This window comes from Saezia sanguinis (genome assembly GCF_963921665.1).
GTDB lineage: Bacteria > Pseudomonadota > Gammaproteobacteria > Burkholderiales > Burkholderiaceae_C > Saezia > Saezia sanguinis.
The window spans coordinates 140,941-166,110 of sequence record NZ_CAWUGC010000015.1; the positions used below are offsets into that span (position 1 = coordinate 140,941).

At 54.2% G+C, this 25,170-nt stretch carries 30 protein-coding genes; 14 read left to right on the forward strand and 16 right to left on the reverse strand.

The features are described 5' to 3' along the window. Positions 1 to 43 precede the first annotated feature (43 nt). From AACY98_RS10255 to AACY98_RS10265, 3 genes are all read right to left on the reverse strand, one after another. A complete protein-coding gene (locus tag AACY98_RS10255; protein ID WP_339804752.1) occupies positions 44 to 292 on the reverse strand; it encodes a helix-turn-helix domain-containing protein in 249 nt (82 codons plus the stop codon). Between the two features lie 136 nt (positions 293 to 428). Beyond that, complete coding sequence (locus AACY98_RS10260) at positions 429 to 1,112, reverse strand: DUF6475 domain-containing protein (RefSeq protein ID WP_339804754.1); 684 nt, start codon at positions 1,110 to 1,112, stop codon at positions 429 to 431. A gap of 34 nt (positions 1,113 to 1,146) precedes the next feature. Beyond that, the gene (locus AACY98_RS10265) at positions 1,147 to 2,199 is read right to left on the reverse strand and encodes a hypothetical protein (protein ID WP_339804756.1); all 1,053 of its coding nucleotides are present in this window, start codon (positions 2,197 to 2,199) and stop codon (positions 1,147 to 1,149) included. Positions 2,200 to 3,008: 809 nt separating this feature from the next. Between AACY98_RS10265 and AACY98_RS10270 the strand changes: the two genes are divergently transcribed. The 3 genes from AACY98_RS10270 to AACY98_RS10280 all read left to right on the forward strand — a co-directional run bounded on the left by AACY98_RS10270 (position 3,009) and on the right by AACY98_RS10280 (position 4,500). Beyond that, entirely contained in the window at positions 3,009 to 3,146 is a 138-nt protein-coding gene (locus AACY98_RS10270; RefSeq protein WP_339804758.1) for a hypothetical protein, read from the forward strand. Between the two features lie 93 nt (positions 3,147 to 3,239). Continuing rightward, on the forward strand, positions 3,240 to 3,944 hold the full coding sequence (locus tag AACY98_RS10275; protein WP_126980020.1) for a S24 family peptidase: 705 nt from the start codon (positions 3,240 to 3,242) through the stop codon (positions 3,942 to 3,944). A 226-nt stretch (positions 3,945 to 4,170) separates the two neighbouring features. Further along, positions 4,171 to 4,500, forward strand: coding sequence for a hypothetical protein (locus AACY98_RS10280; RefSeq protein ID WP_339804760.1), 330 nt, complete (start codon positions 4,171 to 4,173; stop codon positions 4,498 to 4,500). Between the two features lie 93 nt (positions 4,501 to 4,593). On the opposite strand, the gene AACY98_RS10285 is transcribed toward AACY98_RS10280, so the two are convergent. Both AACY98_RS10285 and AACY98_RS10290 read right to left on the reverse strand, forming a co-directional pair. Then, complete coding sequence (locus tag AACY98_RS10285; protein ID WP_339804762.1) at positions 4,594 to 5,829, reverse strand: hypothetical protein; 1,236 nt, start codon at positions 5,827 to 5,829, stop codon at positions 4,594 to 4,596. Between the two features lie 69 nt (positions 5,830 to 5,898). Continuing rightward, a complete protein-coding gene (locus AACY98_RS10290) occupies positions 5,899 to 6,804 on the reverse strand; it encodes an ion transporter (RefSeq protein ID WP_339804763.1) in 906 nt (301 codons plus the stop codon). A 165-nt stretch (positions 6,805 to 6,969) separates the two neighbouring features. Between AACY98_RS10290 and AACY98_RS10295 the strand changes: the two genes are divergently transcribed. Then, the gene (locus AACY98_RS10295) at positions 6,970 to 8,145 is read left to right on the forward strand and encodes a hypothetical protein (protein WP_339804765.1); all 1,176 of its coding nucleotides are present in this window, start codon (positions 6,970 to 6,972) and stop codon (positions 8,143 to 8,145) included. A gap of 54 nt (positions 8,146 to 8,199) precedes the next feature. Here the strand turns inward: AACY98_RS10295 and AACY98_RS10300 are convergent, their stop codons facing one another. Continuing rightward, positions 8,200 to 9,525 (reverse strand): hypothetical protein, encoded by a 1,326-nt coding sequence (locus AACY98_RS10300; protein ID WP_339804766.1) that lies wholly within the window; start codon positions 9,523 to 9,525, stop codon positions 8,200 to 8,202. A 316-nt stretch (positions 9,526 to 9,841) separates the two neighbouring features. Between AACY98_RS10300 and AACY98_RS10305 the strand changes: the two genes are divergently transcribed. The 3 genes from AACY98_RS10305 (at position 9,842) to AACY98_RS10315 (ending at position 11,517) form a co-directional block, all read left to right on the forward strand. Continuing rightward, the gene (locus tag AACY98_RS10305; RefSeq protein ID WP_339804768.1) at positions 9,842 to 10,228 is read left to right on the forward strand and encodes a hypothetical protein; all 387 of its coding nucleotides are present in this window, start codon (positions 9,842 to 9,844) and stop codon (positions 10,226 to 10,228) included. 486 nt (positions 10,229 to 10,714) lie between these two features. Further along, entirely contained in the window at positions 10,715 to 11,158 is a 444-nt protein-coding gene (locus AACY98_RS10310) for a hypothetical protein (protein WP_339804770.1), read from the forward strand. 14 nt (positions 11,159 to 11,172) lie between these two features. Then, positions 11,173 to 11,517, forward strand: coding sequence for a hypothetical protein (locus AACY98_RS10315; RefSeq protein WP_339804772.1), 345 nt, complete (start codon positions 11,173 to 11,175; stop codon positions 11,515 to 11,517). A gap of 29 nt (positions 11,518 to 11,546) precedes the next feature. Here AACY98_RS10315 and AACY98_RS10320 read toward each other — a convergent pair whose 3' ends face one another. From AACY98_RS10320 to AACY98_RS10330, 3 genes are all read right to left on the reverse strand, one after another. Further along, positions 11,547 to 12,299 (reverse strand): PoNi-like cognate immunity protein, encoded by a 753-nt coding sequence (locus AACY98_RS10320; protein ID WP_126980011.1) that lies wholly within the window; start codon positions 12,297 to 12,299, stop codon positions 11,547 to 11,549. Positions 12,300 to 12,580: 281 nt separating this feature from the next. Then, a complete protein-coding gene (locus AACY98_RS10325; RefSeq protein WP_339804774.1) occupies positions 12,581 to 13,405 on the reverse strand; it encodes a toxin-antitoxin system YwqK family antitoxin in 825 nt (274 codons plus the stop codon). A gap of 316 nt (positions 13,406 to 13,721) precedes the next feature. Further along, on the reverse strand, positions 13,722 to 14,237 hold the full coding sequence (locus AACY98_RS10330; protein ID WP_339804776.1) for a toxin-antitoxin system YwqK family antitoxin: 516 nt from the start codon (positions 14,235 to 14,237) through the stop codon (positions 13,722 to 13,724). Positions 14,238 to 14,463: 226 nt separating this feature from the next. Between AACY98_RS10330 and AACY98_RS10335 the strand changes: the two genes are divergently transcribed. The 4 genes from AACY98_RS10335 to AACY98_RS10350 all read left to right on the forward strand — a co-directional run bounded on the left by AACY98_RS10335 (position 14,464) and on the right by AACY98_RS10350 (position 17,292). Continuing rightward, complete coding sequence (locus AACY98_RS10335; protein WP_339804778.1) at positions 14,464 to 15,372, forward strand: hypothetical protein; 909 nt, start codon at positions 14,464 to 14,466, stop codon at positions 15,370 to 15,372. 4 nt (positions 15,373 to 15,376) lie between these two features. Beyond that, complete coding sequence (locus tag AACY98_RS10340) at positions 15,377 to 15,679, forward strand: hypothetical protein (protein WP_339804780.1); 303 nt, start codon at positions 15,377 to 15,379, stop codon at positions 15,677 to 15,679. Positions 15,680 to 15,965: 286 nt separating this feature from the next. Then, positions 15,966 to 16,703, forward strand: a complete 738-nt coding sequence (locus AACY98_RS10345) for a hypothetical protein (RefSeq protein WP_339804782.1) — start codon at positions 15,966 to 15,968, stop codon at positions 16,701 to 16,703. Between the two features lie 148 nt (positions 16,704 to 16,851). Continuing rightward, positions 16,852 to 17,292, forward strand: coding sequence for a hypothetical protein (locus AACY98_RS10350; RefSeq protein WP_339804784.1), 441 nt, complete (start codon positions 16,852 to 16,854; stop codon positions 17,290 to 17,292). Positions 17,293 to 17,409: 117 nt separating this feature from the next. On the opposite strand, the gene AACY98_RS10355 is transcribed toward AACY98_RS10350, so the two are convergent. The 3 genes from AACY98_RS10355 to AACY98_RS10365 form a co-directional block, all read right to left on the reverse strand. Next, complete coding sequence (locus tag AACY98_RS10355) at positions 17,410 to 17,991, reverse strand: NAD(P)H-dependent oxidoreductase (protein ID WP_339804786.1); 582 nt, start codon at positions 17,989 to 17,991, stop codon at positions 17,410 to 17,412. 241 nt (positions 17,992 to 18,232) lie between these two features. After that, positions 18,233 to 18,622 (reverse strand): hypothetical protein, encoded by a 390-nt coding sequence (locus AACY98_RS10360; protein WP_339804788.1) that lies wholly within the window; start codon positions 18,620 to 18,622, stop codon positions 18,233 to 18,235. A 266-nt stretch (positions 18,623 to 18,888) separates the two neighbouring features. Continuing rightward, on the reverse strand, positions 18,889 to 19,734 hold the full coding sequence (locus tag AACY98_RS10365; RefSeq protein ID WP_339804791.1) for a toxin-antitoxin system YwqK family antitoxin: 846 nt from the start codon (positions 19,732 to 19,734) through the stop codon (positions 18,889 to 18,891). Between the two features lie 140 nt (positions 19,735 to 19,874). Here AACY98_RS10365 and AACY98_RS10370 point away from each other — a divergent pair, with 140 nt between their 5' ends. Next, positions 19,875 to 20,207, forward strand: coding sequence for an MliC family protein (locus tag AACY98_RS10370; protein ID WP_339804793.1), 333 nt, complete (start codon positions 19,875 to 19,877; stop codon positions 20,205 to 20,207). Between the two features lie 206 nt (positions 20,208 to 20,413). Here the strand turns inward: AACY98_RS10370 and AACY98_RS10375 are convergent, their stop codons facing one another. The 3 genes from AACY98_RS10375 to AACY98_RS10385 form a co-directional block, all read right to left on the reverse strand. Beyond that, the gene (locus AACY98_RS10375; protein WP_126980000.1) at positions 20,414 to 20,668 is read right to left on the reverse strand and encodes a GlsB/YeaQ/YmgE family stress response membrane protein; all 255 of its coding nucleotides are present in this window, start codon (positions 20,666 to 20,668) and stop codon (positions 20,414 to 20,416) included. Positions 20,669 to 20,756: 88 nt separating this feature from the next. After that, the gene (locus AACY98_RS10380; protein WP_126979999.1) at positions 20,757 to 21,155 is read right to left on the reverse strand and encodes a YbaY family lipoprotein; all 399 of its coding nucleotides are present in this window, start codon (positions 21,153 to 21,155) and stop codon (positions 20,757 to 20,759) included. Between the two features lie 483 nt (positions 21,156 to 21,638). Further along, the gene (locus tag AACY98_RS10385; RefSeq protein WP_339804796.1) at positions 21,639 to 22,331 is read right to left on the reverse strand and encodes a CDGSH iron-sulfur domain-containing protein; all 693 of its coding nucleotides are present in this window, start codon (positions 22,329 to 22,331) and stop codon (positions 21,639 to 21,641) included. 478 nt (positions 22,332 to 22,809) lie between these two features. Between AACY98_RS10385 and AACY98_RS10390 the strand changes: the two genes are divergently transcribed. Next, complete coding sequence (locus AACY98_RS10390) at positions 22,810 to 23,028, forward strand: hypothetical protein (RefSeq protein ID WP_126979996.1); 219 nt, start codon at positions 22,810 to 22,812, stop codon at positions 23,026 to 23,028. 161 nt (positions 23,029 to 23,189) lie between these two features. Beyond that, the gene (locus tag AACY98_RS10395; protein WP_339804799.1) at positions 23,190 to 24,398 is read left to right on the forward strand and encodes an MFS transporter; all 1,209 of its coding nucleotides are present in this window, start codon (positions 23,190 to 23,192) and stop codon (positions 24,396 to 24,398) included. Positions 24,399 to 24,540: 142 nt separating this feature from the next. Here AACY98_RS10395 and AACY98_RS10400 read toward each other — a convergent pair whose 3' ends face one another. After that, a complete protein-coding gene (locus AACY98_RS10400) occupies positions 24,541 to 24,987 on the reverse strand; it encodes a DUF1090 domain-containing protein (RefSeq protein ID WP_339804801.1) in 447 nt (148 codons plus the stop codon). Between the last annotated feature and the right edge of the window lie 183 nt (positions 24,988 to 25,170).

Consider the following 25,170-nt stretch of genomic DNA (forward strand, 5'->3'; position numbering starts at 1 on the left):
CTGTACCTCCCCTATCTTCATGCACACCACACTGCTTCACGCCTCATCCCGCCTCATCCCGTCTTTGGCGGCTGATATAACGCGACACCGTGCTCTCATCCACCCGCACTTCATACGCAATATCCACCAGCCCCCAGCCATCGGCATACAGGCGCTTAATCAGCCGGGCCTGCCCGGCAGACAACGGCCGCCCTGGGTTCATCCGGGGTTCCGCCTTTTCCGGCCAGTTCACCAGCACATTCACCATCTTTTGCATCACATCCGACTGCGTCATTCCTTCTGTCCCTTTCATTTGTCACCATCTGCCAACCATCTGTCCAAACCACCTTGGCCGCCTTGCCGGCCTTCACTGCCTGCATTGCTCTCGCTGCTGTTGCTGCTTTTTTTTACTACCCATCCAGCGCTGCACCTTTACCTCTACCGCCACCTCACATTGCCTCCCCCGCCGCAACCGTATGCGCCCTTTCTGCCCGCAAGAAACCCCTGGCAATATCCGCCCGGCCAGCGCCACCGAAACGATCCCCCGTACCACCACCGGCAGCAACACCGCCATGCATCACCTGTGCACAGCGCAACTGCTCTCCGACCAGCACCGGTGCGGGCACCGGCAAACCCCGCCGCACATACAACTCATCGGCCCCACGGTCCCCCACCAGCACACAGGGGTAGGGTGCTGCGCCATCTCCGGCATATGCGCGGTAGCTTTCACAAAAACGGTGCTGCAAATAACCCAGCTCCTTCACCGGTGTGCGGCACACCACCGCCCAGCCGCCCAGATCAGCAACCACCCGATGAATCACCCCTTCGTCAAAACACACATCGCAATATGCCCCCACATGCACCATCGCCTGCAACACCTTGCCCCACGCCACCTGAGAACGCTCGGTACGCGAACCTTCCAGCAGCTTGATGATGTGCGCAGGCATCGGCACAAAACGCCCCTGCTCCGGGTCTGCCACATGCGCATCCACCGCCGCCTTGAACTGCTCCAGAGAAAAACGCTGGCACACCCGCCACCACATGCGCAACACAAAATCCGTCGCGTCCTGACGGTAAAACGTCAGCACACCGGCCAGGTACTGCACAAACTCCGCATAATCCTCACGCTGCATACCAGCTCCTTTGCCATTTCTGCGGTATTGCCATCTACGCTGGCCTTCCCTTGCCATTTGCACCACACGGCCCATCCACCGCTGCGCGCCTCTGCACTTCCTGTTCTTCCTGCGCAATCAGGCGAGCCACCACAGCGCCGTTGCGCTGCTCCAAAACCGCCTGCTTTCCAGCCGCGCTAAACCTCTGCACACCGCTGCTGGCACGGGCAAACTTCACCGCATTGCCACACCACGCACGCCAGGCGGCCTGCCAGTCCAGCATCGTGCTGCCTTTGGCGGTGTGATAATCCCTGAACGCCTGCAACTCCACCTCCACATCCACCCCCCGCTCCTGCGCAAATACCCGGCTGCTGTCTGAGAGATCAAAATCCTCCGGCAACATCTGCCTTTGCTTAATCACCCCTTTTGCTGAACGCCCCTTATTTGCACACGCCGGCACCTTTGGCACACCAGCAGCCCCCGCGCTTTCGCCTGCGGCTTTACATCCACTTTCATATCCGCTCTCATATTCGATTCCACCTCCGTCTCCGGTAACGTCTCCGATATCGTTTCCGACAACGCCTTCGCCTTCGAATACGGTGGCATCTGCTGTCCCTGTGCTACACCGATGCGCATCCGGTGCTGTGCATCTGCTATGCATCTGCTGTGCAACACCACCAGCAGCACCAGCACCATCGGTCGCATCAGCCCCAAATGGTGATGGAAACTTGCTCTGCTTGGCACGCGCCTGCTGCTTAAAATTCCACACCTGCAAATACAACTTGCCATCCACCTCGTACAAATCCACCAACCCGACCTGCCTCGTTTTCTCCAGCCAGTGCGCGACATCGTCATTACTCACCAGGTCAAGCCGCAATGCAAACAACGCTGCCCGCAGCAATGACACATGCGCGAAATAACGGCCATAATCGTCCACCACAGACAGCAGGCGGCGATAAAACACCTCGCTGGGCCAGTCCAGCCGGTTCACCCGCTCACTGGTCAAAATACCTTCTCTCAAAATCCGGTTAGGCACCATCCGCCTCCCTGCGCACACATACCACTGCACCTGTTTTTCCGGGCACCCTTTGGCATAGCAAACCGGCACTGCGCCGGCAATCCATGCCCTTGCCTGCCTCTGGTTTCAATTCACACACACAATTTTTCATTAATTTATTAAAAATCAGAAATAACTATAATTTAAGAAGAATTTACAGAAACACTGCCATAAACCCCAATTGACCTATAATTTAGAATATATTAAACAGCGTGCACAATTCGCCAGATCACCTGCACCCATCCGCCTGCATCATCCAGTAAGCCCCGTCGCTTTCTGGCACGGGCTGCATACCATCTGATGTAAAAAGAGAAAAGAACGCCCCACCCGGCAAACCAGTTTGGCTTGCAGGTTCTATACCTATCTATAAAAACAATGATTTTCCGTAACGCCTTTTGGCCCCGATCCGGACTGCTGAAACCGGGTTGTGATGCCTGCCTGTTGATTTCTCTATTTTGCTACTACTTTGAACTGAAAAATCAAGGGAACATTGCTATCACATAACTAAAGTTTAACAATTACTAAACGATCAGTCAAGGAAAATAACAATTATTTGTCAGGGTCTTTAGTTAATGCTAAACTAACTATCAGGCATTGTGTTGAAGTACTTGAAACTATTGATATTAGGCAGCCGCTCATGCGTGCAATGTGATGTATGAAACACAGTTAGACAAAAAGTATGCAGACTGTGTGAAAAAATCCCGGCAATAAGTACCTACCTGACCTTGACACTCTGAGCGATTCAGACCATGCTATAAAGTAACTATGAGAGCACGTAGTCACAAAGCATTTGAATGATCTGACAAGCTGCTTGGCATGACCTGTCAACACGTCGCTCCATAACCCAAGAGGCATAAACTATGAACAACATCTATTGCCATACCGAATTTCAGCGCCGTCCTAAAGACGCGCGCCATTGCCGTGCCGCCCTATGGCAGCACACCAGCACCTCAGAAGTCCCGGCCTGGGTCAGGCAGGGTGCAATCTTTCTTTCATAGCCAAGGCTTGACCATTGCAAGCCATTGCAGCAACCACAGCCAGTCATTTCATGTTGTATACATCCACCATCAGATTACACCCATGCAAATATTATGAAAGAATCCGACATCACACGCCGTACCGAATTTCAGCGCTATTTTGAAGACGTGTTACGGGGCAACCGCCAGCAACTGATCCAGTCGGGCATCAGCAAAGGCCGCGTTACCCAGTACCTCGATCCGAAAGAGCCTTTCGGCGAACGCGCTGCCATTGCCATTGAAGACAAACTCGGCGTTGACCGCGGCACCATATTCCCATCGCTGCTGGCAGCCAGGCACTACTACTCGCCCCTGCACATTCCGCACCAGCACGCGCCGCACCTTGCCGCAGCAATCCAGCACATTGTCAACCAGGCCATTCCGGTGGTTGGTTCGGCACAGCTTGGCGATAACGGACACTTTTACGAACTGCAATACCCTGTGGGCCAGGGTGACGGCTATATCCAGTGGGCCACCAGCGACCCCAATGCCTACGCGCTGCGCTGCAAAGGCGACAGTATGAAACCCCGCATCCGGCACGGCGAATTCGTCATTGTCGAACCAAATCATGACTACCACCCCGGAGACGAAGTCGTCGTGCGCGACAAGCGCGACAGAGTTATGGTCAAACAGCTCAACTACATCCGCGACGGCATGGTCTACCTGCAGTCCGTCAATGAGGCATTCGGACAAATCGGCATCCCGCAGGAAGACATTGAAATCATGCATTACGTTGCCGGCATCGCCAAATCGGCACTGCACATGCCCGATAGCAAGTAGCCCGGCAGCGCACACCGCGCAGCCGGTCCGGGCCGCGTACCTCTATCACTCATCACCTCCACCCAGCAGCAACACAATAGCCAGCATTGACCAGTAGTATGGCAACTCACCTGTTTGAGCCTTGCCACAAAAATGAATGCTGTAAATAAACTCTGCGCTATACTGCAGCGCAGCACCGTGAAGCAGTCACTGCCACATCCATCAACCCGAACATCTGAATCAACCTATGCTGCCCATCCTTATCGGAATCATCGTCTCCATCGCGATTCTGACCGTTCCGCTGATGCTGGTCGCCAAATTCATCGGCGCGGAACGCACCGACTTCAAAAGCTGCCTGCTGGCCGTCATCGTTCAGGTGGTTGCAGACGCCATACTGCGCGCCCTTTTTGGTGGCAACATCGCGCTGATCGGGTTCATCATTTATGTTGCCATTTACAAATACATGCTCGAAACCACCTGGGTCAAAGCCCTGATCATCAGCATCATGACCAACCTGCTGCTTTGGGCCATCATGCTGCTGGGGCTGGCTTCATTCATGTACCATACTGCACCATGAGTCCCCAGAAAACTCTCCCCCAAAGGGACTAGGGGGCCGCGCAACTGTGTGGCCAACTGTATGGTCAACTGTGCAGCCACGGCCACACCCCGGCTACGGCTGTCGTACAGCCGTCGGGTGCATACGCAACATCACGCGCGCACCCCGCATAACCAGCCACCTCAACACCCACAACTCCAGCGCCCACACAAACAAAGGCAATGACAGCGACAACAGCCAATCGCCTCCCATGCCATAGGCCTTTATCATGTCAAGCAGCCCCTCATAGGACAGCAGCACATACATTGTCCACAACAACGGCGAAAAACACACCAGCAGCATATAAAGCCGCCAGCCCCGCCCGTACACCTGGGCACACAGGCGCCATATCAGCAGCAACGCCAGTACCAACACAACCACCCGGCCTGCAGCAGAAAACAGCACCTCCAACAGATTGAAAATCGGCTCGGCCAGCACATCAGGAAAATTCCATACCAGCTCGACCAGCAGCCACAGCATCATATGCAAGCATAACACCCCGCCAAACGCCAGCAGCACGCCACGCGCCATATAAGGCTTATACAGCTTTTTAACATCCGGCAGCCGTATCGATGCCACCCACACATAAATCAGCAGCCCGACCGGCAACAAAGGCAGTGCCTGCCAGAACTGCACCAGCAACGGGTTCGGATGTGTCTGCTGCGCGGCAGCCATCAGCGCCCAGTAGTTCACCTGCTGGTACAGCGCCACCAGCAATGCCGCCAGTAGTGCCGAAAACCCCCACAGGGCGCAGCGCCGCCAGAGCCGGGCATCCAGTGCCAGCGGAGAGCGGGTCAGCCAGCGCATGTGATCCAGCAGCATGAACACCAGATGCATCCCCGCCCACAGAGCAAGGCAGCGAACCGCTGGCTGCCATATGGATACCCCATACAACTCCAGCGGATGAGCCCCGGCCCGGCTGAGCGCACCCCGCAAAAACGAATACCCGATCTGCACCAGATACATCAGCGCATAAAGCAGCACGCCGGTCAGCACACACCGAACCACATTTCCAACCGTCAGCCGGCACACCGAACGCGGAAACAGATAAACAAAAAACAGCACATACACATAAAACAGCAACAGCACATTGATGCTGCGACCCAGCACGTCCCACAGCGAATATCCAGCTTGCAGCCGCGGAGCCGCCATATATGCAAGTAGCGCCCCCAACAATAACAGCAGCCATACCGTCAGCGTGCCCCATGCCGCGAGCTTCAACACACCCGACACCTGCCCGCCCGGTACGGCAGACTTTCTGCGGGGCCGCGCAAGCGGCTCAACCGGCTCCCGATCATCATCTGTTTGCATCAGCCATGACTCCTCCAAAATTTATGATCGTTATCCGCATCATCGCACATGCAACAGCACTTGCCAAATTTAGCTTTCCGTGCCCTGCTGCTGGCCGCGCGGCTGGCACCCGGCCTGCCCCATCGCCTGGCGCAGTTCAGCCATTTCTGAGCGCAGGCTGCGCAGCTCATCCATCAGCAACTCATTTTCACTCTTGACCACTTCGCGCGTTTCCTCCTGCTCCTCGTGGTCGGCCTCATGCATCGTATCCACCATGATCGCAATGAACAGATTCAGCACCGCAAACGTGGCCACCAGCACAAACAGCACAAAAAACACCCAGGCCCACGGGTATGCCGCCATGATCGGGCGCGTCACCCCGGTTGCCCATGAATCCAGCGTCATGATCTGGAACAGCGTAAACAGCGAACTGCCCAGGTTGCCAAACAGCACCGGAAACTGCTCGCCAAACAGCTTGGTTGCCATCACTGCCGCAATATAAAAAATCAGCAGCAGCAAAGCCATCACCGAACTGATGCCCGGAATCGCCCGCAGCAGCGCATTCACCACCTTGCGCATGGCCGGCACCGTAGAAACCAGCCGTAGCGCACGCAAAATACGCAAGGCCCGCAACACCGACAGCCCAGCACCAGCCGGCACCAGCGTAATGCCCACCACCAGAAAATCAAACACATTCCAGCCGCTGAAGAAAAAACGGTGCCGGTACACCAACAGCTTGAGCACAATTTCAACAATGAAAATACCCAGCGCCAGATGATCCAGCGTCACCAGCACCGGGCCCGCTGCACCGGCCATCAGCGCAGGCGAAGTTTCAAACCCCAGTGTAATGGCGTTGATCACAATGACCACAATGATAAAACGCTGAAATACAGCAGACTCAATCAGCTTTTGAACCGCACCCATGGCAAACCACCACTTGTAATAAATAAAACCAACCGGCAACGCCCCTGCAACTGCACTCGCTTGCCACGACACTGAACAGCCCGGCCCCGGCCTGCTGCCCGCCAAACATTATAAACTTGGGCAATTTTGCTTCCGGAATAATCTGTGCAGCGCATGAGATAATCAGCCACTGACAATGCCGCCATAAATGCCGCCTATATCCAAAGAACCAATGGTCCAAATAACCAATGACACCGCATGACAAACCCGAACACACACCCGCCTGAACCACCCGCCCAGTACATACAGCGTTTTCAAACCTGCCAGACCCAGTACCAGCAGCTCAGAGCACAGGCGCACGCACAGGTGGTACGCTGGGTATGGGCCAGCGGCATGGGTTACCATCTGGAGCCCTTCTACCTCGAAGAACACCACTACCCGGCCAGCCGGATATTCAAAAAACCACCAGCACAAACCCGCGGCAAACACCGTTATGGACTGAACGCCCAAGACGAAGTGATCGTCAGCGAAGAACAGTACATGCGCTTTCCCCGGCGTGACTACGACCAGTTTTACGAGCGCTTCATCTTTCGCAAGCCCGGCAGCATCGAAACCGTCTATTTTCATTACGCCCCCGAAAAACCACTGGTCAACACCACCTTTTACCGCTGCGAGCAAGGGCTGATACATGAAGCATGGCTCATTGGCCGCAACGGCTGGAACCATCGAACCTACACCTACGACAACGGCACACTGCGCCACCAGCAACAGGACTTCCCCTATGCCGGGCAAATACGTCAAAGACACTTCGATTACGTTTGCACACCGGCTGGCGGGCTGGAGCGCATCACCGAGGCCGGTCGTATCATTTACGCCCGCCTGCCCGCAGGCATCAACTTCACCCAGCTCGAAACACTGGCCGTGCAACAGCTTGAAACCGCGATCGTACAAGCATTACAGGCATGGGCCGCGGCACACCCTGACCATAACCCCATTTATGCCGTATTTGTCAGCTACGGCAGCGAAACTCTGTTCCCGCCCCAGTTGACACTGGGTATGGGTGCAGCGGCACACCGCCAGACAAGACCGGTGCACGACAATGCCCCAGGCGCCTATGATCCCAATGAAATACAAAACACCCAACTGCAAATCGATGACCTGCCAGCCGGCAGCGCCATTGAGGGCCTGGATGTATATGAACTCTATAACCAGCAGGCACAGATGCTCCACCGGGAAAACCGCCAGAACAAAAAAATCGTCGAGATCTGCCAACGCCTGCGCGCCCGGTTTGATGCCGGAGAACACTGGAACCTGCGCACGACAGGCGACTTTTGCATCGTGCCCTCACACTGGGAACTGTCCGACCTGAAAAAAAACTTCAAAGCCGTCAACCCGCGCTGGTATGAACAACTGAAACCGCAACTGCCGGATTAAGCTGGATTCATCGACTGCATTCACCAACGGGATTCAGCCGGATGAAACCACCCGCTACGCCATCTTCAGCATCGCCCTGATGCCACCGCGCACCATCACCGCCAGCAGCCACAGGCACAACACCCACGGGAAAAAATACCACCCCAGCAGCGCCGCCACGTTGTAGCTCATCATGCTTGCCACACCCGAAGATGCACCATGCAGCGCCTGCGCTGTCAAAACAAACCATACACACAGCGGCAGCAAAGCAACCGCCACAACAAACAGCCGCCCAGCCCAGCCCGCAGCACGCCGGGTCACACGCCACAACACAAACAGCGCCAGCAGCGAAGCCAGCACCGTAGAAACAGCGGTCCCCAGCGACACCACCAGGCCGAGCACATCGTCAAACCACAGTGGGTGATGCACCCTGATCTGGTAAGCAATCCCGGCCAGAATCGCCAGCACCACCACACTGCCCCAAAACGTGCGCCATACGCCGCGCGCCACACGCGGGCGCTGCACCATCGGTGTTGACTGCCCATACTCGGCCGGCACAAACGCATACACCAGCATGCCCCCTTCTGTGTGAGACATGCCGCGCGTAATCTCAACCTCCTGCTTGGCCGGCTGGCGCATCGGCACACCGTACACCGGCAGTGCAAACACATACACCAGCAACACCGCCACCGCGTACGGCAGCAACAGCAAAAACTGCATCACCACCGGCCCGGCCAGTTCAATACCTTCAATGCCATCGCCCCACGTCACCATGTGGTACGGCACACGCCAGCGCTCCCACAAAATCAGCAGCAACGCCGCCAGCAGCGCCGAAAACCCCCACAAACAGCAACGCTTGACCTGCTGCGCATCCAGCATCAGCGGCGCGGGCTCCAGCCAGCGCTGCCTGGTCATAGCCGACATCACCAGTTGAAACACCGCCCACAACACCAGCACCCGCAGCAGACTGACCAGCGGCAGCAAGAAGCCAAGCACCACAGCGCTCACACGGCCTTCAACCAGCCACTGATAAACAAACACCTGCCCCACATCCACAGCACACAACAGCACACCCACGGCGCAGCACAGCAACCCGTTCTTTACCGTCAGGCGACACACCGAGCGCGAAAACAGCCCCACCCAAAACACCGCCAGCACAAAAATAAACGTCGGCATATGCAGCCCGGAAAGCAGCGCTTCCCTCCAGAAACCCACCGCCTGCAAGGCAGCCGTCTGCGAATAAAGCCCTGCCAGCAACAATATGGCCGTCAGCATATAACCTGCCAGCCCCAGCACAGCCAGTGCCGCCATACCGGCCAGACGCCCCGGCGGCTGCGCCACCAGTTCAACCATGGCAGCCGCTTCCTGCGGCAAGCTCAGGTGGGCAACTTCATTGCTCATCGGCGCTCCTTTATCATCATATTCTGGGTTAACACACCCTCGATCCCCCGCCTGAGACAAAAGCCCATCAAAGCCATCTCAAGCGCCGGAAAACACCTGGCTTTGCGACACCATACCAGCAACATACCGGGCACACAGCATGCCCGCACCATGCGTGCGCCCCCATTGTATCGACAGCCATGGCACACATCAATCAAAAAACACCGATCCACCCGGCACCATCGCCCACCTTTACTCAGGCGAATTAAGGGGAAATGCGCCATTGACACCATGTTTAGTATTTACTAAACTGATATTTCAAAACAAGGGGCAACACATGGCGACAAACGCAACCTTCAACGAAGACCGGGCACTGGCAGCAGACCTTGAACGCCATCAGGCCAGACTGTGCCAGGCCGATGACAAGGCACAACAGCAGGAAGACACAGAAATGACACTGCAACAGCAGTTCATCCATGCCATTTACACCCAGCCGGTCACCGCCAAAGCCCTGTTTGCGCCCATGTACAGAAACATCCGCGACAACAGCTGGCAGCACCAAAGCATCAGCGACATCTTTGCCCAATCGCTTGACTACGCAAACGGCCCAGGCATCGGCGATGCACTGGCCGTCATCATCGAAGCCGCACAACGCGGTCAGACATCCGCCAGCACACTCATCAACCGCTGTGCCAGCACCTGGGCCCGCTACAGCGCAGAATAGCCATCGCTATCCCATACACAAAATACTGCGCACAAAATAGCGTGCGCCATTACCGCTAATGGCAAATATTTTTGCCCCAGGCTCTTTACACGTTACCAGCAGGATACAAGCGGCTTGAACCATTCCAAACGCTGATGCACAATCCCCCGGCAATGCCTGGCTTTCCCAACATCTGCACTTTCCCATCGACACCCGCATCTTCAGACTCGCCGCATACATCAACGATTTAACATCCAGCGATTCACTGTCCACCTGACAGATTAGCCTGCCGGCGCAAAACAACTGCCCTCTTTACGGTCTGACCATCAACAACCTGGTATGACCAGAAATGCGCTGGGTAACTGATTGCCAATGCTGACTGCTCACGTATCATCCATATTTTGAGGTAAGGCCATGTCACAAAATACCAATACAGCCGATCTCATCTATGACTAAGCAGCCGACGCGCACCTGATCTCCGAAGAATTTCGCTATGCCCTGCGGATCATGGAATTTCAAAGCCGGCGTATGGGCGGGCGGGATAATGCGCGTGAGCGTAGCTGGCCCTATGTGCAGGCTAATGACTGGATGGCACACGATGCCTGGGGTGGGCGAGTATTTGGAACCAGCTATTACCGTTGCCTTGACCAGGCACAATTTTTACTCAAAATGCTACATCCGCTCAAGGGCTTGCGCTTAAAATGGCTGTTTATACTGGCACAGAAACCCGGGCATTATTGGGTGGAAGCGGTGCCAATTGCCAATGATTACCAGTTTACAGCACGAATGCCAGCGCAGTGGCAACAGTTTGCCAACGAGGAACAGCAGCCCGAAGGCATACGAGTACTCGTGCTTGACCCGTTGTGGGGCACCATAGAAACGCGCGCAGTTCCTACCGCAAATATTGAACCTCATCCGACAGGCAATCCTACTGAGCGGATATATTTTTAAAGATGAGCATTGCGATGAAAAAAGAAAAAGGCGATTTCATTTTCGGGGCAGTATGCGGTATTTTGTGTACCCTTTTGGCGGTGGCAATTATCCCGGTCATTTGGAATTTTTCAGATTCCTATAAAGTCGCAACGGACAAGGCATTGGCACACACACAAGCGTCTGAGAACCTGAAGCCAGGATTTAACGATACCAGCGACCTGCCCGAAGTTGAAATGCTCTACCTCTTTGACAGTGGCGATGTCATTTTATCCACCACAGACGGCGCTTTGGTCTGGCTGCATAAAGACCCGCAAGCCGACAAACATTGTTACGGTGCACCAGCCAAATATATGTCACAGGATTGCCGCATGGAGTAACGTCACTTGAAGAAACGCTCAAAACCCGGTTACTGTAAACCGCGCACCATGTCATAAGGATAATATGGTACATCCTTCAAAATCAGATCATCCAGCTCCAGAATCTTTACCAGCGCACCGCTTTCAAAACTCCAGTAACCCACGTGCACATTCTCCTTGCTTTCGTGAGCGTTATACCAGCCCGTCTCCTGATGGTCTGCATACCATTGCTGCGTCAGATACCGCTCCAGCCGCTGAACCGCTGCCAGTTTATCCAATGCTGCCAGCGTCACCACCTCTCTGATATTGCTGTAGGGCCGTGGCATCAAAAAATCCTGCGTGCGCTGTTCCCAGCCCGGGTTGCGTGAGCGGATCAGAAAATCCACCAGCGAATCCTGCAACTGCTGCTGCTTTACCAGCAACGCCAGCTTGTTAAACTCCACATCGTCCACCTCCAGCATGATGCCGATGGAAAGCATCCACACCATCTGGATATACCCATACTGCGCCTGCCAGCCGCGCTGCATGTAAGAAACGGCAATCAGATAATCATCCAGGAACGACGCATCCAGCCCGTTGCCTTTCGAATACTCGCACGAAATGATGTTGAACTGGCACTCCGCCAACTGCTGGTACAAATCACTCACAATACTCATGTTATCGCGTGGATAACTCTGCACCCCGGCCCGTTCGTCAGCCTCCCGTTCAGCAATCACCATCAGATCTTTCTGAACATACTCCCGGTTCCGGTTTTCAATATCCAGATAGTTATCAAAACTGTTCAATTGATCTCTGACCATCATGGCACATTCCCCTCATACAATTGACATCCACCTGCAACCGTCAACACAAATCCTCGCCGCACGCCGCAACAAGCGGCCGTGCCCAACCGATTCTAGCACCCGGGCATAAGCCATACCCGCAAAACACGTAATATACAGCCCGCACACCTTTTTCACACTTTTACACACCATTTAACCTTTACAACCACACCTGCATAATGCCTTAACAATAGCCCGCCGCGCCCACAAAAAAGGCCCCTTTGAGGCCCTTTTTATAAACACCGGATCATGGCTGCGCAACATCACGCACCAGCCCCATCAGAGCCGGGCCCGAAGTCATCCTCTTCCACCAGCACCCCATTCTTATCCCACTCGCGCCAGTGACCCACCTTTTCATCGTGGCGGTACTCCCCCTCTTTCCACTTCTGGCCATTCGGGTGCCACAACATCCATGTACCGTGCCATTGATCCTCCTGGCAGTGACAAAACGCCCGCTTCATGCCATTGTTGTACCAGAACGACCACTCGCCCTGCGTCTTGCCATTCGCAAAATCACCTTCACACTCTTTTTGCCCGTTGTCATACCAGAACAACCAGCGGCCCTCCATCAGCCCGTTGATATACTCCCCACTGCGACTCTCCTGGCCATTGTCATACCAACTGACCCAGCGCCCCTGCTCACGGCCGTTAGCGCAAAGCCCTTCTTCCGCTTTTTGACCATTGGCCCACCAGCGACTGAACAGCCCCTGGGCAAAACCATTTTCAAACTGCGATTCACAAAACTTCTGACCGTTGATATGCCACAGCACATACGGCCCCTCGATACTGCGGTTAAACAAAGCACGCACCGATTGGTTCTTATCAAACAAAAACGCCGTCACATCCGCGGCCCGCTTCAGTCGGTAAGGATCCGAATACTTAACATCGCCATCCTTATAAAACGCCTGCACCAGATACTCACCCTCAGCCGTCACGCCCAGAAACTTGCGATACATGTCATACGGATAAATTCCCCCCACGGCCACCACTTCACCCACTTTCCATGGCACCGCCGCAGCGCCCTCTGCCCCACCTGATGCAGGTTCAGACACTGCCAGAGTCATCAGACGCGCAAACCAATTCAGCATTTTTATCATGATATCCCTATGCTCCCATGATGAATAACCACAGCGCCCTTAAAACCGCCAACCCCTTTTATACCTTATCACATTTATACTGCCGGCCCAAAGCCTTGCAAACTGCATTGCAAAACCTGAGCCCGTTTCATTTTACCTGCACAAGATGAAACATTTGCCCCACTGCACCAGATAAACCCATGACATAACCCAAAATACACGCCACAGCAGCATATCCACCCCTGGCATACGCTGCGTTAACAACAACCATCACCCTTTCAGGGTCAGGAAAACACAGCGCCAACTAGATAACCACTCAGACACAGGCCTACTCGTCAACCGGATTACCCTGCTCATCCCAGTAACGCACACTCTCCTCCACGCCGTCACGGTACATCGCCTCGCCGCTCAGCTTGCCATTGGTATGCCACCACTGCCACTTGCCATCCATCATCTCCATGCCACCACGAAACTCCCCGCGCGAAGCCATCTGGCCATTAGGATGCCAACTCACAAACGGGCCCACAATCACCACCCCCCACAGCTCCACGCTGTCCACATGCTGTGCCAGCTCCAGCTGAAACGGATCCGTCAGCTTTTTATCACTCTGCTGATAAAAATCCTGTACCAGAAAATACCCCTCTGTGGTTACCCCTAAAAACTTGCGGTACACCGGCACCGGGTCGTTTTCACCCATATCCAGAGCCCCCTTGGCCGTGACCTGCCCAACCTTCCACGCCGCTGCGGCTGTTGCTGCCGGATCCATCTGAAAACCACCTGTCTGTGCATAAGCACCAGCCATCAGCGCCAAAGAACACAACCACACCGCTAAAAACCTTTTCATCACAACGCCTCCTGTTTGAATCAAATCATTGTACAAATTTTGTTTTTATACACATTCATACATCGCTCTTGAGGCCATGACGTGTGTTTAATGCCTCATCTACTACGGCCTCAAAGATAACCAGTTTCCCGTTGTATTTTAAATACTTGCCCCCATCCTCAGTTCCCTTATCTATCCAATACCAGCCGATCATAAAGCCTCTCATAACACAATCAAAGGGGACATCATGATTAAAAAAAGATGGCTAAAACACCTGCTGGCAGGCCTGTGTTTGTTGATGGCTATTCCTGCATTCGCGCAAGAAAAATATTTTATTCGCGTTTCTGACTATATGAACTCTCTGAACCCTGGAGCTGCAATAGATTCAGTTTCAAACCTGTGCAAACTAAATCCCACCTATGGCGCTTATGCGACGGGGGAACATACTTATCCGGGAACGTTGCCCAGAGTCGGTATATACGTTCAATGCTCTATGGAAAATCCGAACTCTACCTTTAAGAGTTTTGGCATGGACGTATATTGCCCTAAGGGATTTTCTCATCGCAGTATGGTAGGAATTGAAAATGGTCTTGAAGAGGGTTGCTATAGTCAGATGACTTGTGAAGCAGCAGCAGAAGCAGGATTACAGCGCCCACAAGAATGTTGTGTACCCATACCATTGCCTGTAAACGACACGTTGTGTCCCGCACAACCTCCTACTGATAAAAATGGAGATCCATTTGCCGGTTTGGTTGCATGTAACTCTGAAATAAGGCGGCCTTGTGTATGGACAGAGCATAATGGTAACCCTCAAGATCCTCAAGCTAAAGCGTTTATTAATCATTCGACATTTATTCATGAAACTTTTCATCAAAATGACGGTACTCTGACATGTATTCAAGGAGGGAAATATGCCGGTTTTGTTGGAGGTGTTCAGGGCTATGACTTTCTTAGCGAAGTCAATGCATCAGAGGCTCAACTGATTTATCTTGAAGACGTAAAAAAAGAATGCTGCACATCCTTATGTACATCAGAAATTAAAGATTTTCAAGAGTTTATTTCTGGATACAAGAAAATGAACGAAATAGAATACTGTGAGATGAGTATCACAGGTATTTCCTCTCAAATTGATTGTTCTGCTTACACAGAGGAGTAAAGAAATGAAGAAAATTCTTCTTATATGTACAATATTTCTATTGTCATTAATGCCATTGGCTTACGCTCAGCAAACAACGCCAATCACCAAGGACGAAGCGGTCGAAATAGCCAAGCAAGAGCTGATAAACCAGGGAAGTCTTGGAGATTGGTCAGACATCAAAATATCGGCTTATTTTATTGATAGTCAATGGTGGGTTAGATTTTCACCCAAGCCTAACAGCGAAGGGTTGGTTCCAATAGGTGCTTGGAATATTGTCCTTATCTCTTCAGATGGGCAAGAGAAGGAAATTGTGAGGGGCTTTTAATATTGAAGTTGTGTCAGGTCGGCATATACGCTGATCTGGATGCGCCCTGTTGCACCAAAGCCTGCGTCATGCTATTCAACGCAGGCTTTCTAACTCTCTATATGGCACTCCTGTTAACACCTTCCATGCAAGAGAATACTCTAACAAAAATTGCAAAAAAAACGGCTTTGACACTGATATCCCGTAAAAGTATATGACAAACCCGTTAAAATCAAACCAACCATGATGACATGGCCCGACATGCCCCGCACACCACCAGACCATCCATAACATCAGAAACAGGCCTATGGACAACGCCACCCCGCTCAAAGTATTTCTGTTCATCGGTGGTATCATTTTTTTTGCAGGTGTGCTTCCGATGCTATGTGCACACATCGTTTCACGCTTTATCAAAAAAGGCACCGGGGTCGATATCAGCCCCTTCACCACACATAAATATTCTAAAGAGCGTAGCATGGGAACGCTGTTGGGAATTCTGTGTTTTTTCGGCATTGTTTTCATTGCGGGGAAGGGTTTCTCTCTTTATTTCTCATACCAGGAAGAACGCGACCAAAGACTGGCGCATGCGCAAACCCAGGCTGCACAGGCCAGCGAGCAGGCGGCCGCCAACAGACAGGCTGAATGGGAAAGGCGCAATACCTTCTCTCCCGAAGAAACGTCCTCCGTAAACAACCGCCCTCATACGCCACCTGCTGCAACATCACGGCCTGCCGCAACAACCACCAGTCCTGAGCAGGTTGCAGCACAGCGCGAGCAATTGATTGCAGCCCAGTTTGACCCCGAAAGCGGCACGCACCTCAAGCTGGAAAGCTACATTCAAAGAAACAGAAATTTCGCTCCCGGCACCTACCGTCATGACCACACCGACTTTGTCGACCATGGTAATTACCTGATCGTCACCACCACATTTTTTGCCAGCGACAGTACCGCATACAAACAATACGAGTGGGTTGCCAAGGTCAATCTGGACGGCTTTTTAATGGGCATCATCAGCGAGAAGACCCTGCGTTCTGAAACACCGTGAAAAGTGCCTGCCCCTTTCTGCCCCTCCCTGCCCCAAATCACACCACTGCCGCCCCACTATCAACGGGCCGTTTATAAAATACAGTTTCCTTGTCATAATCCCGCTACAGGCAGACCCCTTCTTTATATTCTCCCAAAGGACTTCCGGCGTGACCAAAGAACATGTGGCCTATGTTAATGGTGAGCTTCACATCACACACCGCAAAGGTGCTGCCAGCGTCAGTCCGTCCTCCATTCTCCAGTTGAACACCTGCCTGCTGAGCCGGTTTGTCCCTGATTTCTGCGACGCTTTTGACGAATTCCATATCCTGATACAGGCACAGCAGTTCTGGCTGATCGGGCCTTTGATTCATGGTGCCGTACCAGCCATCGATGCACTCACCCACGCCCATCCTGAAATTCCACGCTGGGAAATGCATCTCCACAAACTGCCGTGGCGCTTCAGGGCTCCAAGCTGCTTGGGCCTGAGGCTTTTTCCTGACACCGGGCTGGGCTGTTTTCCGCTCAAGGCACTGCCAGCGCACACCCAACTCAATTACTGCACGCTGCCCCTTACTTATCTGTACAGGCCAGAACACGACAAAAGCTAGGTCAGGCTGCGCTGCATGCACTCTGCACGCCACCAGCACTCTTGCACCGCCTCAAAAGAAAATCCCGCCTCAAGCGGGATTTTTAACACTGTCACGCCAAACCTGAAGAGTCCAGGCTCACACCGCAAACAGATTTTTCAAATGCGCCTCATAAACCACCAGCGTTGCAGGCACATCCGGTGCTTTTTCCACATCGTTGGCGATAAATGTCGGCAGTGCCTTCAGCCCGATAAACTGCTGCGCCTTATGGAATGTGTAATACACACCCTCCACACCTCGGCCATCAAAGAAATTGCCAAACTCGTTAAACGCCTCCAGCGGCGCATTCCATGTCACCGAAAGCATGTAGCGTTTATTCTCCAGCATTCCACCGGTACCATAGTTCTGGCTCGGGTTGGTACGTGAGCGCCCGTCATTGCGGTACAGGCTGCCATGCCCGGCCGTAAACACGTCGTCAATGTACTTCTTCACCGGCCATGGCAGGCCCATCCACCAGCCCGCCATCTGGTAAACCACCACATCAGCCTGCAAATACTTCTGCACCTCCTGCGCATTGTCGTAGCCTTTGGCTATCACCGTTTCGTCCACCGTATGCCCGAATCCCTTGAGCACCTGCACGGCCCGGGCGTGCAGCGTATCATTAAGCCGCCCACCCGAATGTGCAAACTGGGCTGCACCATTAATCAGCAAAAATTTCATTTCTTATACCTCCAACAGAGCATTGTCATGCCGTGCAGACGCTGCCGCACCGGCAATACGCCTCATTATGCCCCGCGGGCATCTGCCAGTGTCAACCTGCGCCTTCTACCCCATGCCCCCATTGAGGGATACGCGTATGCGCTATACTCATTCTCTTCATTTGATACCCCAATCACATGCAAACAAAAAACCACCCGCAGGTGGTTTTTTATCTTCTGTATGTTTCTGTATATAAGCGCCTTCAGTCCACCGCCCGCACATACTGTTTGAACGATGCAATCGCGGCCGTATCTGACGTATTGCACACCCATGCATAACCGTCGCAATGCGTGCGCAGCACCAGCTCTTCACGCCCTTCGCCAGCGGGCACGCGGCGCACTTCAAACCCGCGCTCATCCGAGCCATCCATCGGCATCACCGTGCGCATGGTGTTGTCTGTAACATCCTCCACCTTCCACACCGTGTTAAGCACCATCCAGTCATATGCACGCTGCCAGTACACTGCGCACTGCTGTTCGCCTTCGCATACCAGGGGCTCAGCCGCCTGGTTCCTGACTGCGGATGTAGGCTGCGGCATCATGCATGCCGTCAGCGCCAGCGAAACCAATACAACACTCGTCCAACGCAACATCTTTGTGCTCCTTTTCAATTCATTCAGTTGCTCATTATTTCATTTTCAGCTCGGCAGCGTCAACCTGTGGCACAGAACCCTGCTTTTCCGTATACGCACCATACAGGGCCGCCAATACACTCAAGCCCTCTGCATTCATGATCCATGAGCCGTTGAAACACGCATGTGAATCCAGTCTATATACAGTCCATGCACTACATAAGTAGCACCCGGATAGAATGCGCGGGGGCAACCATCTGGTACCACACGGCCTTATGGCGTGGACACTAAGGGTGCTGCACCAAGTGCGGGGGCATTGTGCCGTGATCTTCCTCTTTGATCAGGTTGCCCTGCTCATCCCACCAGCGCCACAGGCCATAAGGCACCGGGTCCCTCACCTGTCCTGAAACACACCTGACCTGCCAGCGCTCAAAAGCCTTCTGCCCGTTGCGGTGCCATCCGGTGTGCATCCCGCTCTCGCAGTCATTGGCATACATGCGCTCTTCCTGCTTTACCCCGTTTTCGTACCACTGGGTTGCCGGCCCGCTCAGCCGGCCTTTTTCATATTCAAAACGCGACATCACGTTACCGTTGGGATACCAGTGTACCGATTCACCTGCAAGAGTGCCATCCACAAACATTCTTCTACCTTCCAGTTGTCCATTGCTGTACCAGCTTTTTTCCTCCCCCTGCAACACACCGCCATCGTACTGGGCCTCGTACCGTTTCTCTGCGTTCAGATACCACTCCACATAACGCCCCGACACACCGCCTTTGGAAGCCATGTTGGCAGAAAAATCCGCCTCGGTCACATACGCTGCATCCACCAGTTGATACGGGTCGGTAAACTTCACATCGCCCTCATCAAAAAACTCCTGCGCCACATAGAGCCCCTGGTCCGTCACGCCCAGAAACTTGCGATAAACGCCCTGTGCCACAAAATCCGGCCGGCTCAGATCTTTGCTCTGGTCAATATCACTCACCTCATACACCACACCATGCGCCACCACGCCACCCACCTCCCACGGCGCTGCCGCAGTGGCCGCCGCATTCAGCGTGTAGGCCAGCACCTCCTGCGCATGACATAAACACCCCAAGCACAAACAAAACAACACTGCCAGCATCTTTTTCATCGCATACCCCTACCGCAATACCTCCTATTGCGCATAATAGACCCATGGCATCATCTTCAATTGCCAGGCACATGGCCTGCGGTCACATGCGCCACAGGCAACTACTTCAAACCATGGCTAAAGAAATAAGGAACACACCCATGAAACCATTCAGCAAACTCATCGTTGCTGCCAGCATTGCAGCCCCTGCGGCGGCTTTTGCCGTCACGCCCATCACCTATACCTGTGAAGACGGGCAAAACATTCAGGTGGCCTACCCCGACCATTTCCACGCCATCGTCATACAGAATGACGATGTTGCCCTGCTCAAACACGCCATCTCTGCCAGCGGCGCACGCTATGTGGGCGGCGGCTGGCAATGGTGGGGCAAGGGCATGAACGAAGGCACCTTGTCCACCATCAAAGAAGGCGAAGCCGTTGCATCAGACAAAGGCCGCTTCTGCCGCGTACCGGCTGCTGCAGCTCAGCAGTAATATCAACAGCCCGAGGAAAGCCAACCAACAGGCTGGCTAACGCCCCAACAGCCAGTGCCTTGCCAGCACTGGCTTTTTGATGCCCGTGATAATACCACCGCGTACGCCCGCCATCAGAACCCGAACCATGCACCCAAACCAGCGTCCACAAATACGGGTTCAAATGGGCGAGCAAACACGTCCTCTTTTAAATTCCTTTGGACGTGCTATTTCTTACGCGTAACGGCACCATAAATCACCAGCACCACAATCGCGCCCACTATGGCAATCAGCATGCTGCGCAGATCAAATCCGGACACACTGCCAAACCCCAGCGTCGTGCCGATAAACCCGCCGACAGCCGCGCCAACAATGCCCAGCACAACCGTCACAATAAACCCGCCAGGCGCTGGCCCGGGGGTCAGCCATTTAGCCACCACGCCTGCAATCAGGCCAAAAACAATCCATGCCAAAAAACCCATGGTGCAATCCTTTCATCCGAAATCATACTGTTGTGATGCACATGATAAGCGAAGCCGAATTCCCGGCAGGGCATCATTGCTACCCGCCTTAATAGACCTTGACCACCTCAACCCGGATACCCGTTTTACTGCCGCCATCCAGGTTCACCTTGGCCCGCTCACGCGTTGCATACAGCAGCTTGCCCTGGTACTCGATCTTGGCATCCAGCACATAGGTATTGCCTGCACGCAGCTTGGTACTGTCATATGACAACACAAACGGCAGCGGAACCTGGTGTTTGATTTCATAGCTCGCATGAGACAAGGCGGTAGACACATCGCGGTTATCCGACTCGTCCATCAGCGTCACCGTCAGCGTGGCGCCCATCGGCAATGCCGAGCGGTCGTTGTAATACACCTCACCGCTCAAGGTGGAATTCTGGCTCATGGTGCCACAGGCAGACATGAACAGCGCTACAAAAAATAAACCCAATAACTTTTTCATCATTTCCCCTTTTTCCCTTTTGTTTGACGATCATTCACCGCAGCGCATCAAGGCCAGGTGCACTCAGGTGCGCCACAGCATCTGGCGCATACGGCTTTTCAGGTTAGGCCCGACCCTGGCCACAAAAAAGCAGGAATCACCCTAATTGGCAAAGACTCCAATCCACGTTAAGATGAAAAGTTATAGCCGCAGCCGTAAAAGCATTGCGACCCATTGCGCCTTCCTGTTGCGCCATGCCTTCAAATCAGCCACACATTAATCGCCGCTGCCCGCACAGCCTGTTCCCGCCTCATTTTGCGGGCGACCTGATTTGAACAAGCAGGCATTGCCATGGGTTACAAAGCCACTGATTCCACGCCACCGAAAGTGTTTTTATCCCCCAAAATTGCCCATCATGCAAACGCGTTCAATTGCGGCTAAAACGGTACAGAACATTCCATTTCCACAAAACCGCCACCGTTGAACGCGCCACCAACATCCTCTTTTCTACTTATCGCGCCCGCGCATGTGCGGGCAACTCAGGTGTCTGGTATCGCAAAAAGGCTTGTTCTGCGACTCGCCACAACGGCACAACGTCATGCGGTTGCGCACCTCATAAGTCCGGCCATCGGCACCTTCCACCGGTATGCCGCCTTTAACCCACAGCGGCCCCATAAACCCGGCCGCCGTATCCTCCACCGGACTGATCTCCTGCGGCAACTGCGGCTCATACACCCGGCCCTCTTTATCCACAACCGTCAGCCGGCCGGCTGCGCAGTTACACGCTTCACGAATGGCAATCTCTCTGTAATTCGCCCGGTCCGACTTCAGGGCTGCCACCCAGGCCCGCGGCGCACCATCGCAAAACCGCATCGAAGCACACAGGCTCTCATCATCCAGCAGATCCAGCTCACGCCCCTGATAGCGCCTGGCCCGCTGCATATACCCTTCGTGTGCGGCCGTCTCCTGCCCTTCAAACCCGATACGCTCATGCGTGCCATCACAGTACGGCTTATTCTTTGAATGCCCGCAGCGGCACAGGTAATACGGGTCGGTCTGCTGCTCATACGATTTACCGTCCACCCAGGACTGCGAAGTCCCCTCTTCATCAATAGCAATCACAGCCTGTACCAACGGGACATCACCCGAAACTTCATAGGGACCGTTTGGCAGGATACGGATTTTTTTAGCTTTCTCCATATGACACCTACCTTTCATCGTGCGTCAACACATCCATCATATGACAACGCATCGGGCAAATCAATTGACAGCAAATTAACAGTGCAGCATTCCACTCACACCATCGGGCAGCCGTTCTTCTGCGCCTGCTGCCATCTGATGCCGACCTGCACACCCACACCACTTTACCCGTAATGAAAACCCCGGGTTTCCCTTGATTGCCATGACCGGCACACGCCGTTATCATCAAGCTTCCTTCCTGGACATATTCAGCCGCACCGTGCCTTTCAACACAAGTGTGGCTATTTTTTTTCGGCCATGCCATATGCAATGCGCGCCAACAGCGGCCTGCAAACACCTGTCCATGTCTTTGCATGATCTGAACCGGCACAGACATCTGTCGGCAAAAAAGAAAAGCTACAATCACTTCAGCCCAATCACATCCTCCATTTAAAAAGAAACACGGACTGGCTTTTGCTAGGCAGCCATCGCCACAGTTATGAACCCATTGCGCTACCAGGTCATCCTTTCAGACTTTGATCACCAAACGCAGACCCGCTATACCGTCGCCACCCTGCTGGGTGAGCACAAAGCAGTCGCCATGGCAACCGCGGCACACCTTGCCACCCCCAAACACCACAAAGTCTACAAAGTCACGGTTAAACCACTGGCAGGGGAAATGCAGCCACACGACCTGGTAGACCGGATGGAATGGTAACGTCGACCGCCATTGCGCCCTGGCTTTCCTACATTGAATAGACACCCCTTTACGGTATTTGCCAGCGCAGCGCATCTTGCCATCATGGACAAACCCGGCAGGCATACCACCACGATGCGCACCTCCCTATAATGGCTCTGCGCCCGTTGGCGCTATTGCCCATGTATCACAACCGCTTTGCCATGACTGCCACACCGGATATCAAAAAATTTGTTCTGACCCCTGCTCTGCTCATGCTGATGGCCGTGACCACCGGCATTGCTGTAGCCAGCAACTACTATGCGCAGCCACTGCTGCACACTCTCGCGCTGTACTTTGACATCTCCGAAACCGCAGCCAGTTTTATCGTTACCGTGGCCCAGCTAAGCTACGCACTGGGGCTGATACTGCTGGTACCGCTGGGTGACATCTTCGAGCGCAAACGCATGATCATCATCATGATGACACTCTCCACCGCCGGGCTGGTTGTATGCACCGTTGCGCCCGGCCTGCTGGCCCTGCTCATCGGCACCGCGGTGGCCGCCCTCTTTTCTGTGGTCGCGCAGGTACTGGTGCCGTACGCGGCCACACTGGCCGACCCGGCATCCAGAGGCAAAGCCGTTGGCACCGTCATGAGCGGCCTGCTGCTGGGCATACTGCTGGCACGCACCTGTGCCGGCGTCATCTCCTACATTGGCGGCTGGCGGCTCGTCTACGCCATTGCCGCACTGCTCATGCTGGGCATCACCATTGCGCTGGCGCTGCGCCTGCCGCCCTATCCGGCCAGCATCAAAATCGCCTATCCCCGGCTCATCGTATCCATCTTCGACCTGTTCAAAACCTACCCGCAACTGCGCCTGCGCTCACTGCTGGGCGCATTCACCTTTGCCATATTCTCCGTACTGTGGACGCCGCTGGCGTTCCTGCTTGGCGGGCAATACCACTACTCCGACCTGACCATCGGCCTGTTCGGCCTGGCCGGTGCCGCCGGCGTCCTCATTGCGCCGCTATCCGGACGCCTAGCAGACAAAGGCCAGTCCGCCCGCATCACCACACTGGGCCTGCTGTTGCTGCTGGCTTCATGGGCCATCATCTACTTTGGCTCTGTTTCAGTCATTGTCCTGCTTGTTGGCATCCTGTTTTCCAACATTGCCACCCAGTCCGTGCACATCATCAACATGAGCGAAATATTCAAGCTCCAGCCCGATGCCCGCAACCGCCTCAACGCCGGCTACATGTTCACCTATTTTCTGGGTGGCACCTTCGGCACCCTGATCTCCGCGCTGGCTTACCAGCACCACGGCTGGGCCGGTGTGGCCATCCTCGGCTCGGCACTGTCGGCCATGACGCTCGTGATCTGGCTGCTGGCCCAGAAAAACCGCCCGGCGTAAGCAGTACCGGGTGCGACCAAGCGGCCTGCACCCCTGCATCGCATCCGGCCTTATACGCTGTGCGCGTCCTTATCCGCAGACCCTGCGCACGACCATCTGTGATATTTATTGCAATGCAATTCCCCGCTATGCTCACTGCACTTTATTGTGCAGCAGAGGCACTCAGCTCCGCCAGCCGCCGTTTCGCTTCAGCCAGTTCATAGCGTGCTTCAGCCAGCTTCTCTTCGCGGCGGGCAATCTTATCCGGGTCACCTTTGGCAATGGCCTCACGCAAATCAGCCTCGCGCTCCTGCACTTCCAGCTCCTTTTGTGCAACATCCCGCTCCAGTTCAGCCTTCAGGCTTTCATCGGTACAGTAAGTATTCACATTGCTCAATGCCCGCTCCAGCCCCTGAATGCGGTGGGTATTGCCATACTGCCGTGCATAGGCCAGCTCCTGCTCCAGCGCAACACGCTTGGCATCGCAACCCGTCAGATTGGCAGGCCTGGCCTGCGCAGGCGCAGCACACCACAGCGCGGTACCCAGCAGCATGGCTGCCAAAGAAAATTTCAACGTGAATGCGGATTTGATTTGTTGTGATATCTGCATGACTGATTCCGTCCGTTCAAAAGCCACGTATTGTATAAGCCCGACCGAGTTCCGCTGGGCGGACTGACAAAACCACATGCACAGGTGCGATGATGCGCCCATTACTCCACCAACAACACCCGCTGACATCACTCACCACGCACAACAAAAGCAGCATCCATTTCCCCTCGCACCAGCGACAAA

Coding starts and splice junctions, on each gene's coding strand:
- AACY98_RS10255 (WP_339804752.1), bottom strand. CDS start 292: ATGAAAGGGACAGAAGGAATGACGCAGTCGGATGTGATGCAAAAGATG.
- AACY98_RS10260 (WP_339804754.1), bottom strand. CDS start 1,112: ATGCAGCGTGAGGATTATGCGGAGTTTGTGCAGTACCTGGCCGGTGTG.
- AACY98_RS10270 (WP_339804758.1), top strand. CDS start 3,009: ATGAACAACATCTATTGCCATACCGAATTTCAGCGCCGTCCTAAAGAC.
- AACY98_RS10275 (WP_126980020.1), top strand. CDS start 3,240: ATGAAAGAATCCGACATCACACGCCGTACCGAATTTCAGCGCTATTTT.
- AACY98_RS10280 (WP_339804760.1), top strand. CDS start 4,171: ATGCTGCCCATCCTTATCGGAATCATCGTCTCCATCGCGATTCTGACC.
- AACY98_RS10285 (WP_339804762.1), bottom strand. CDS start 5,829: ATGCAAACAGATGATGATCGGGAGCCGGTTGAGCCGCTTGCGCGGCCC.
- AACY98_RS10295 (WP_339804765.1), top strand. CDS start 6,970: ATGACAAACCCGAACACACACCCGCCTGAACCACCCGCCCAGTACATA.
- AACY98_RS10300 (WP_339804766.1), bottom strand. CDS start 9,525: ATGAGCAATGAAGTTGCCCACCTGAGCTTGCCGCAGGAAGCGGCTGCC.
- AACY98_RS10305 (WP_339804768.1), top strand. CDS start 9,842: ATGGCGACAAACGCAACCTTCAACGAAGACCGGGCACTGGCAGCAGAC.
- AACY98_RS10310 (WP_339804770.1), top strand. CDS start 10,715: ATGGAATTTCAAAGCCGGCGTATGGGCGGGCGGGATAATGCGCGTGAG.
- AACY98_RS10315 (WP_339804772.1), top strand. CDS start 11,173: ATGAAAAAAGAAAAAGGCGATTTCATTTTCGGGGCAGTATGCGGTATT.
- AACY98_RS10320 (WP_126980011.1), bottom strand. CDS start 12,299: ATGATGGTCAGAGATCAATTGAACAGTTTTGATAACTATCTGGATATT.
- AACY98_RS10325 (WP_339804774.1), bottom strand. CDS start 13,405: ATGCTGAATTGGTTTGCGCGTCTGATGACTCTGGCAGTGTCTGAACCT.
- AACY98_RS10330 (WP_339804776.1), bottom strand. CDS start 14,237: ATGAAAAGGTTTTTAGCGGTGTGGTTGTGTTCTTTGGCGCTGATGGCT.
- AACY98_RS10335 (WP_339804778.1), top strand. CDS start 14,464: ATGATTAAAAAAAGATGGCTAAAACACCTGCTGGCAGGCCTGTGTTTG.
- AACY98_RS10340 (WP_339804780.1), top strand. CDS start 15,377: ATGAAGAAAATTCTTCTTATATGTACAATATTTCTATTGTCATTAATG.
- AACY98_RS10345 (WP_339804782.1), top strand. CDS start 15,966: ATGGACAACGCCACCCCGCTCAAAGTATTTCTGTTCATCGGTGGTATC.
- AACY98_RS10355 (WP_339804786.1), bottom strand. CDS start 17,991: ATGAAATTTTTGCTGATTAATGGTGCAGCCCAGTTTGCACATTCGGGT.
- AACY98_RS10360 (WP_339804788.1), bottom strand. CDS start 18,622: ATGTTGCGTTGGACGAGTGTTGTATTGGTTTCGCTGGCGCTGACGGCA.
- AACY98_RS10365 (WP_339804791.1), bottom strand. CDS start 19,734: ATGAAAAAGATGCTGGCAGTGTTGTTTTGTTTGTGCTTGGGGTGTTTA.
- AACY98_RS10370 (WP_339804793.1), top strand. CDS start 19,875: ATGAAACCATTCAGCAAACTCATCGTTGCTGCCAGCATTGCAGCCCCT.
- AACY98_RS10375 (WP_126980000.1), bottom strand. CDS start 20,668: ATGGGTTTTTTGGCATGGATTGTTTTTGGCCTGATTGCAGGCGTGGTG.
- AACY98_RS10380 (WP_126979999.1), bottom strand. CDS start 21,155: ATGATGAAAAAGTTATTGGGTTTATTTTTTGTAGCGCTGTTCATGTCT.
- AACY98_RS10385 (WP_339804796.1), bottom strand. CDS start 22,331: ATGGAGAAAGCTAAAAAAATCCGTATCCTGCCAAACGGTCCCTATGAA.
- AACY98_RS10390 (WP_126979996.1), top strand. CDS start 22,810: ATGAACCCATTGCGCTACCAGGTCATCCTTTCAGACTTTGATCACCAA.
- AACY98_RS10395 (WP_339804799.1), top strand. CDS start 23,190: ATGTATCACAACCGCTTTGCCATGACTGCCACACCGGATATCAAAAAA.
- AACY98_RS10400 (WP_339804801.1), bottom strand. CDS start 24,987: ATGCAGATATCACAACAAATCAAATCCGCATTCACGTTGAAATTTTCT.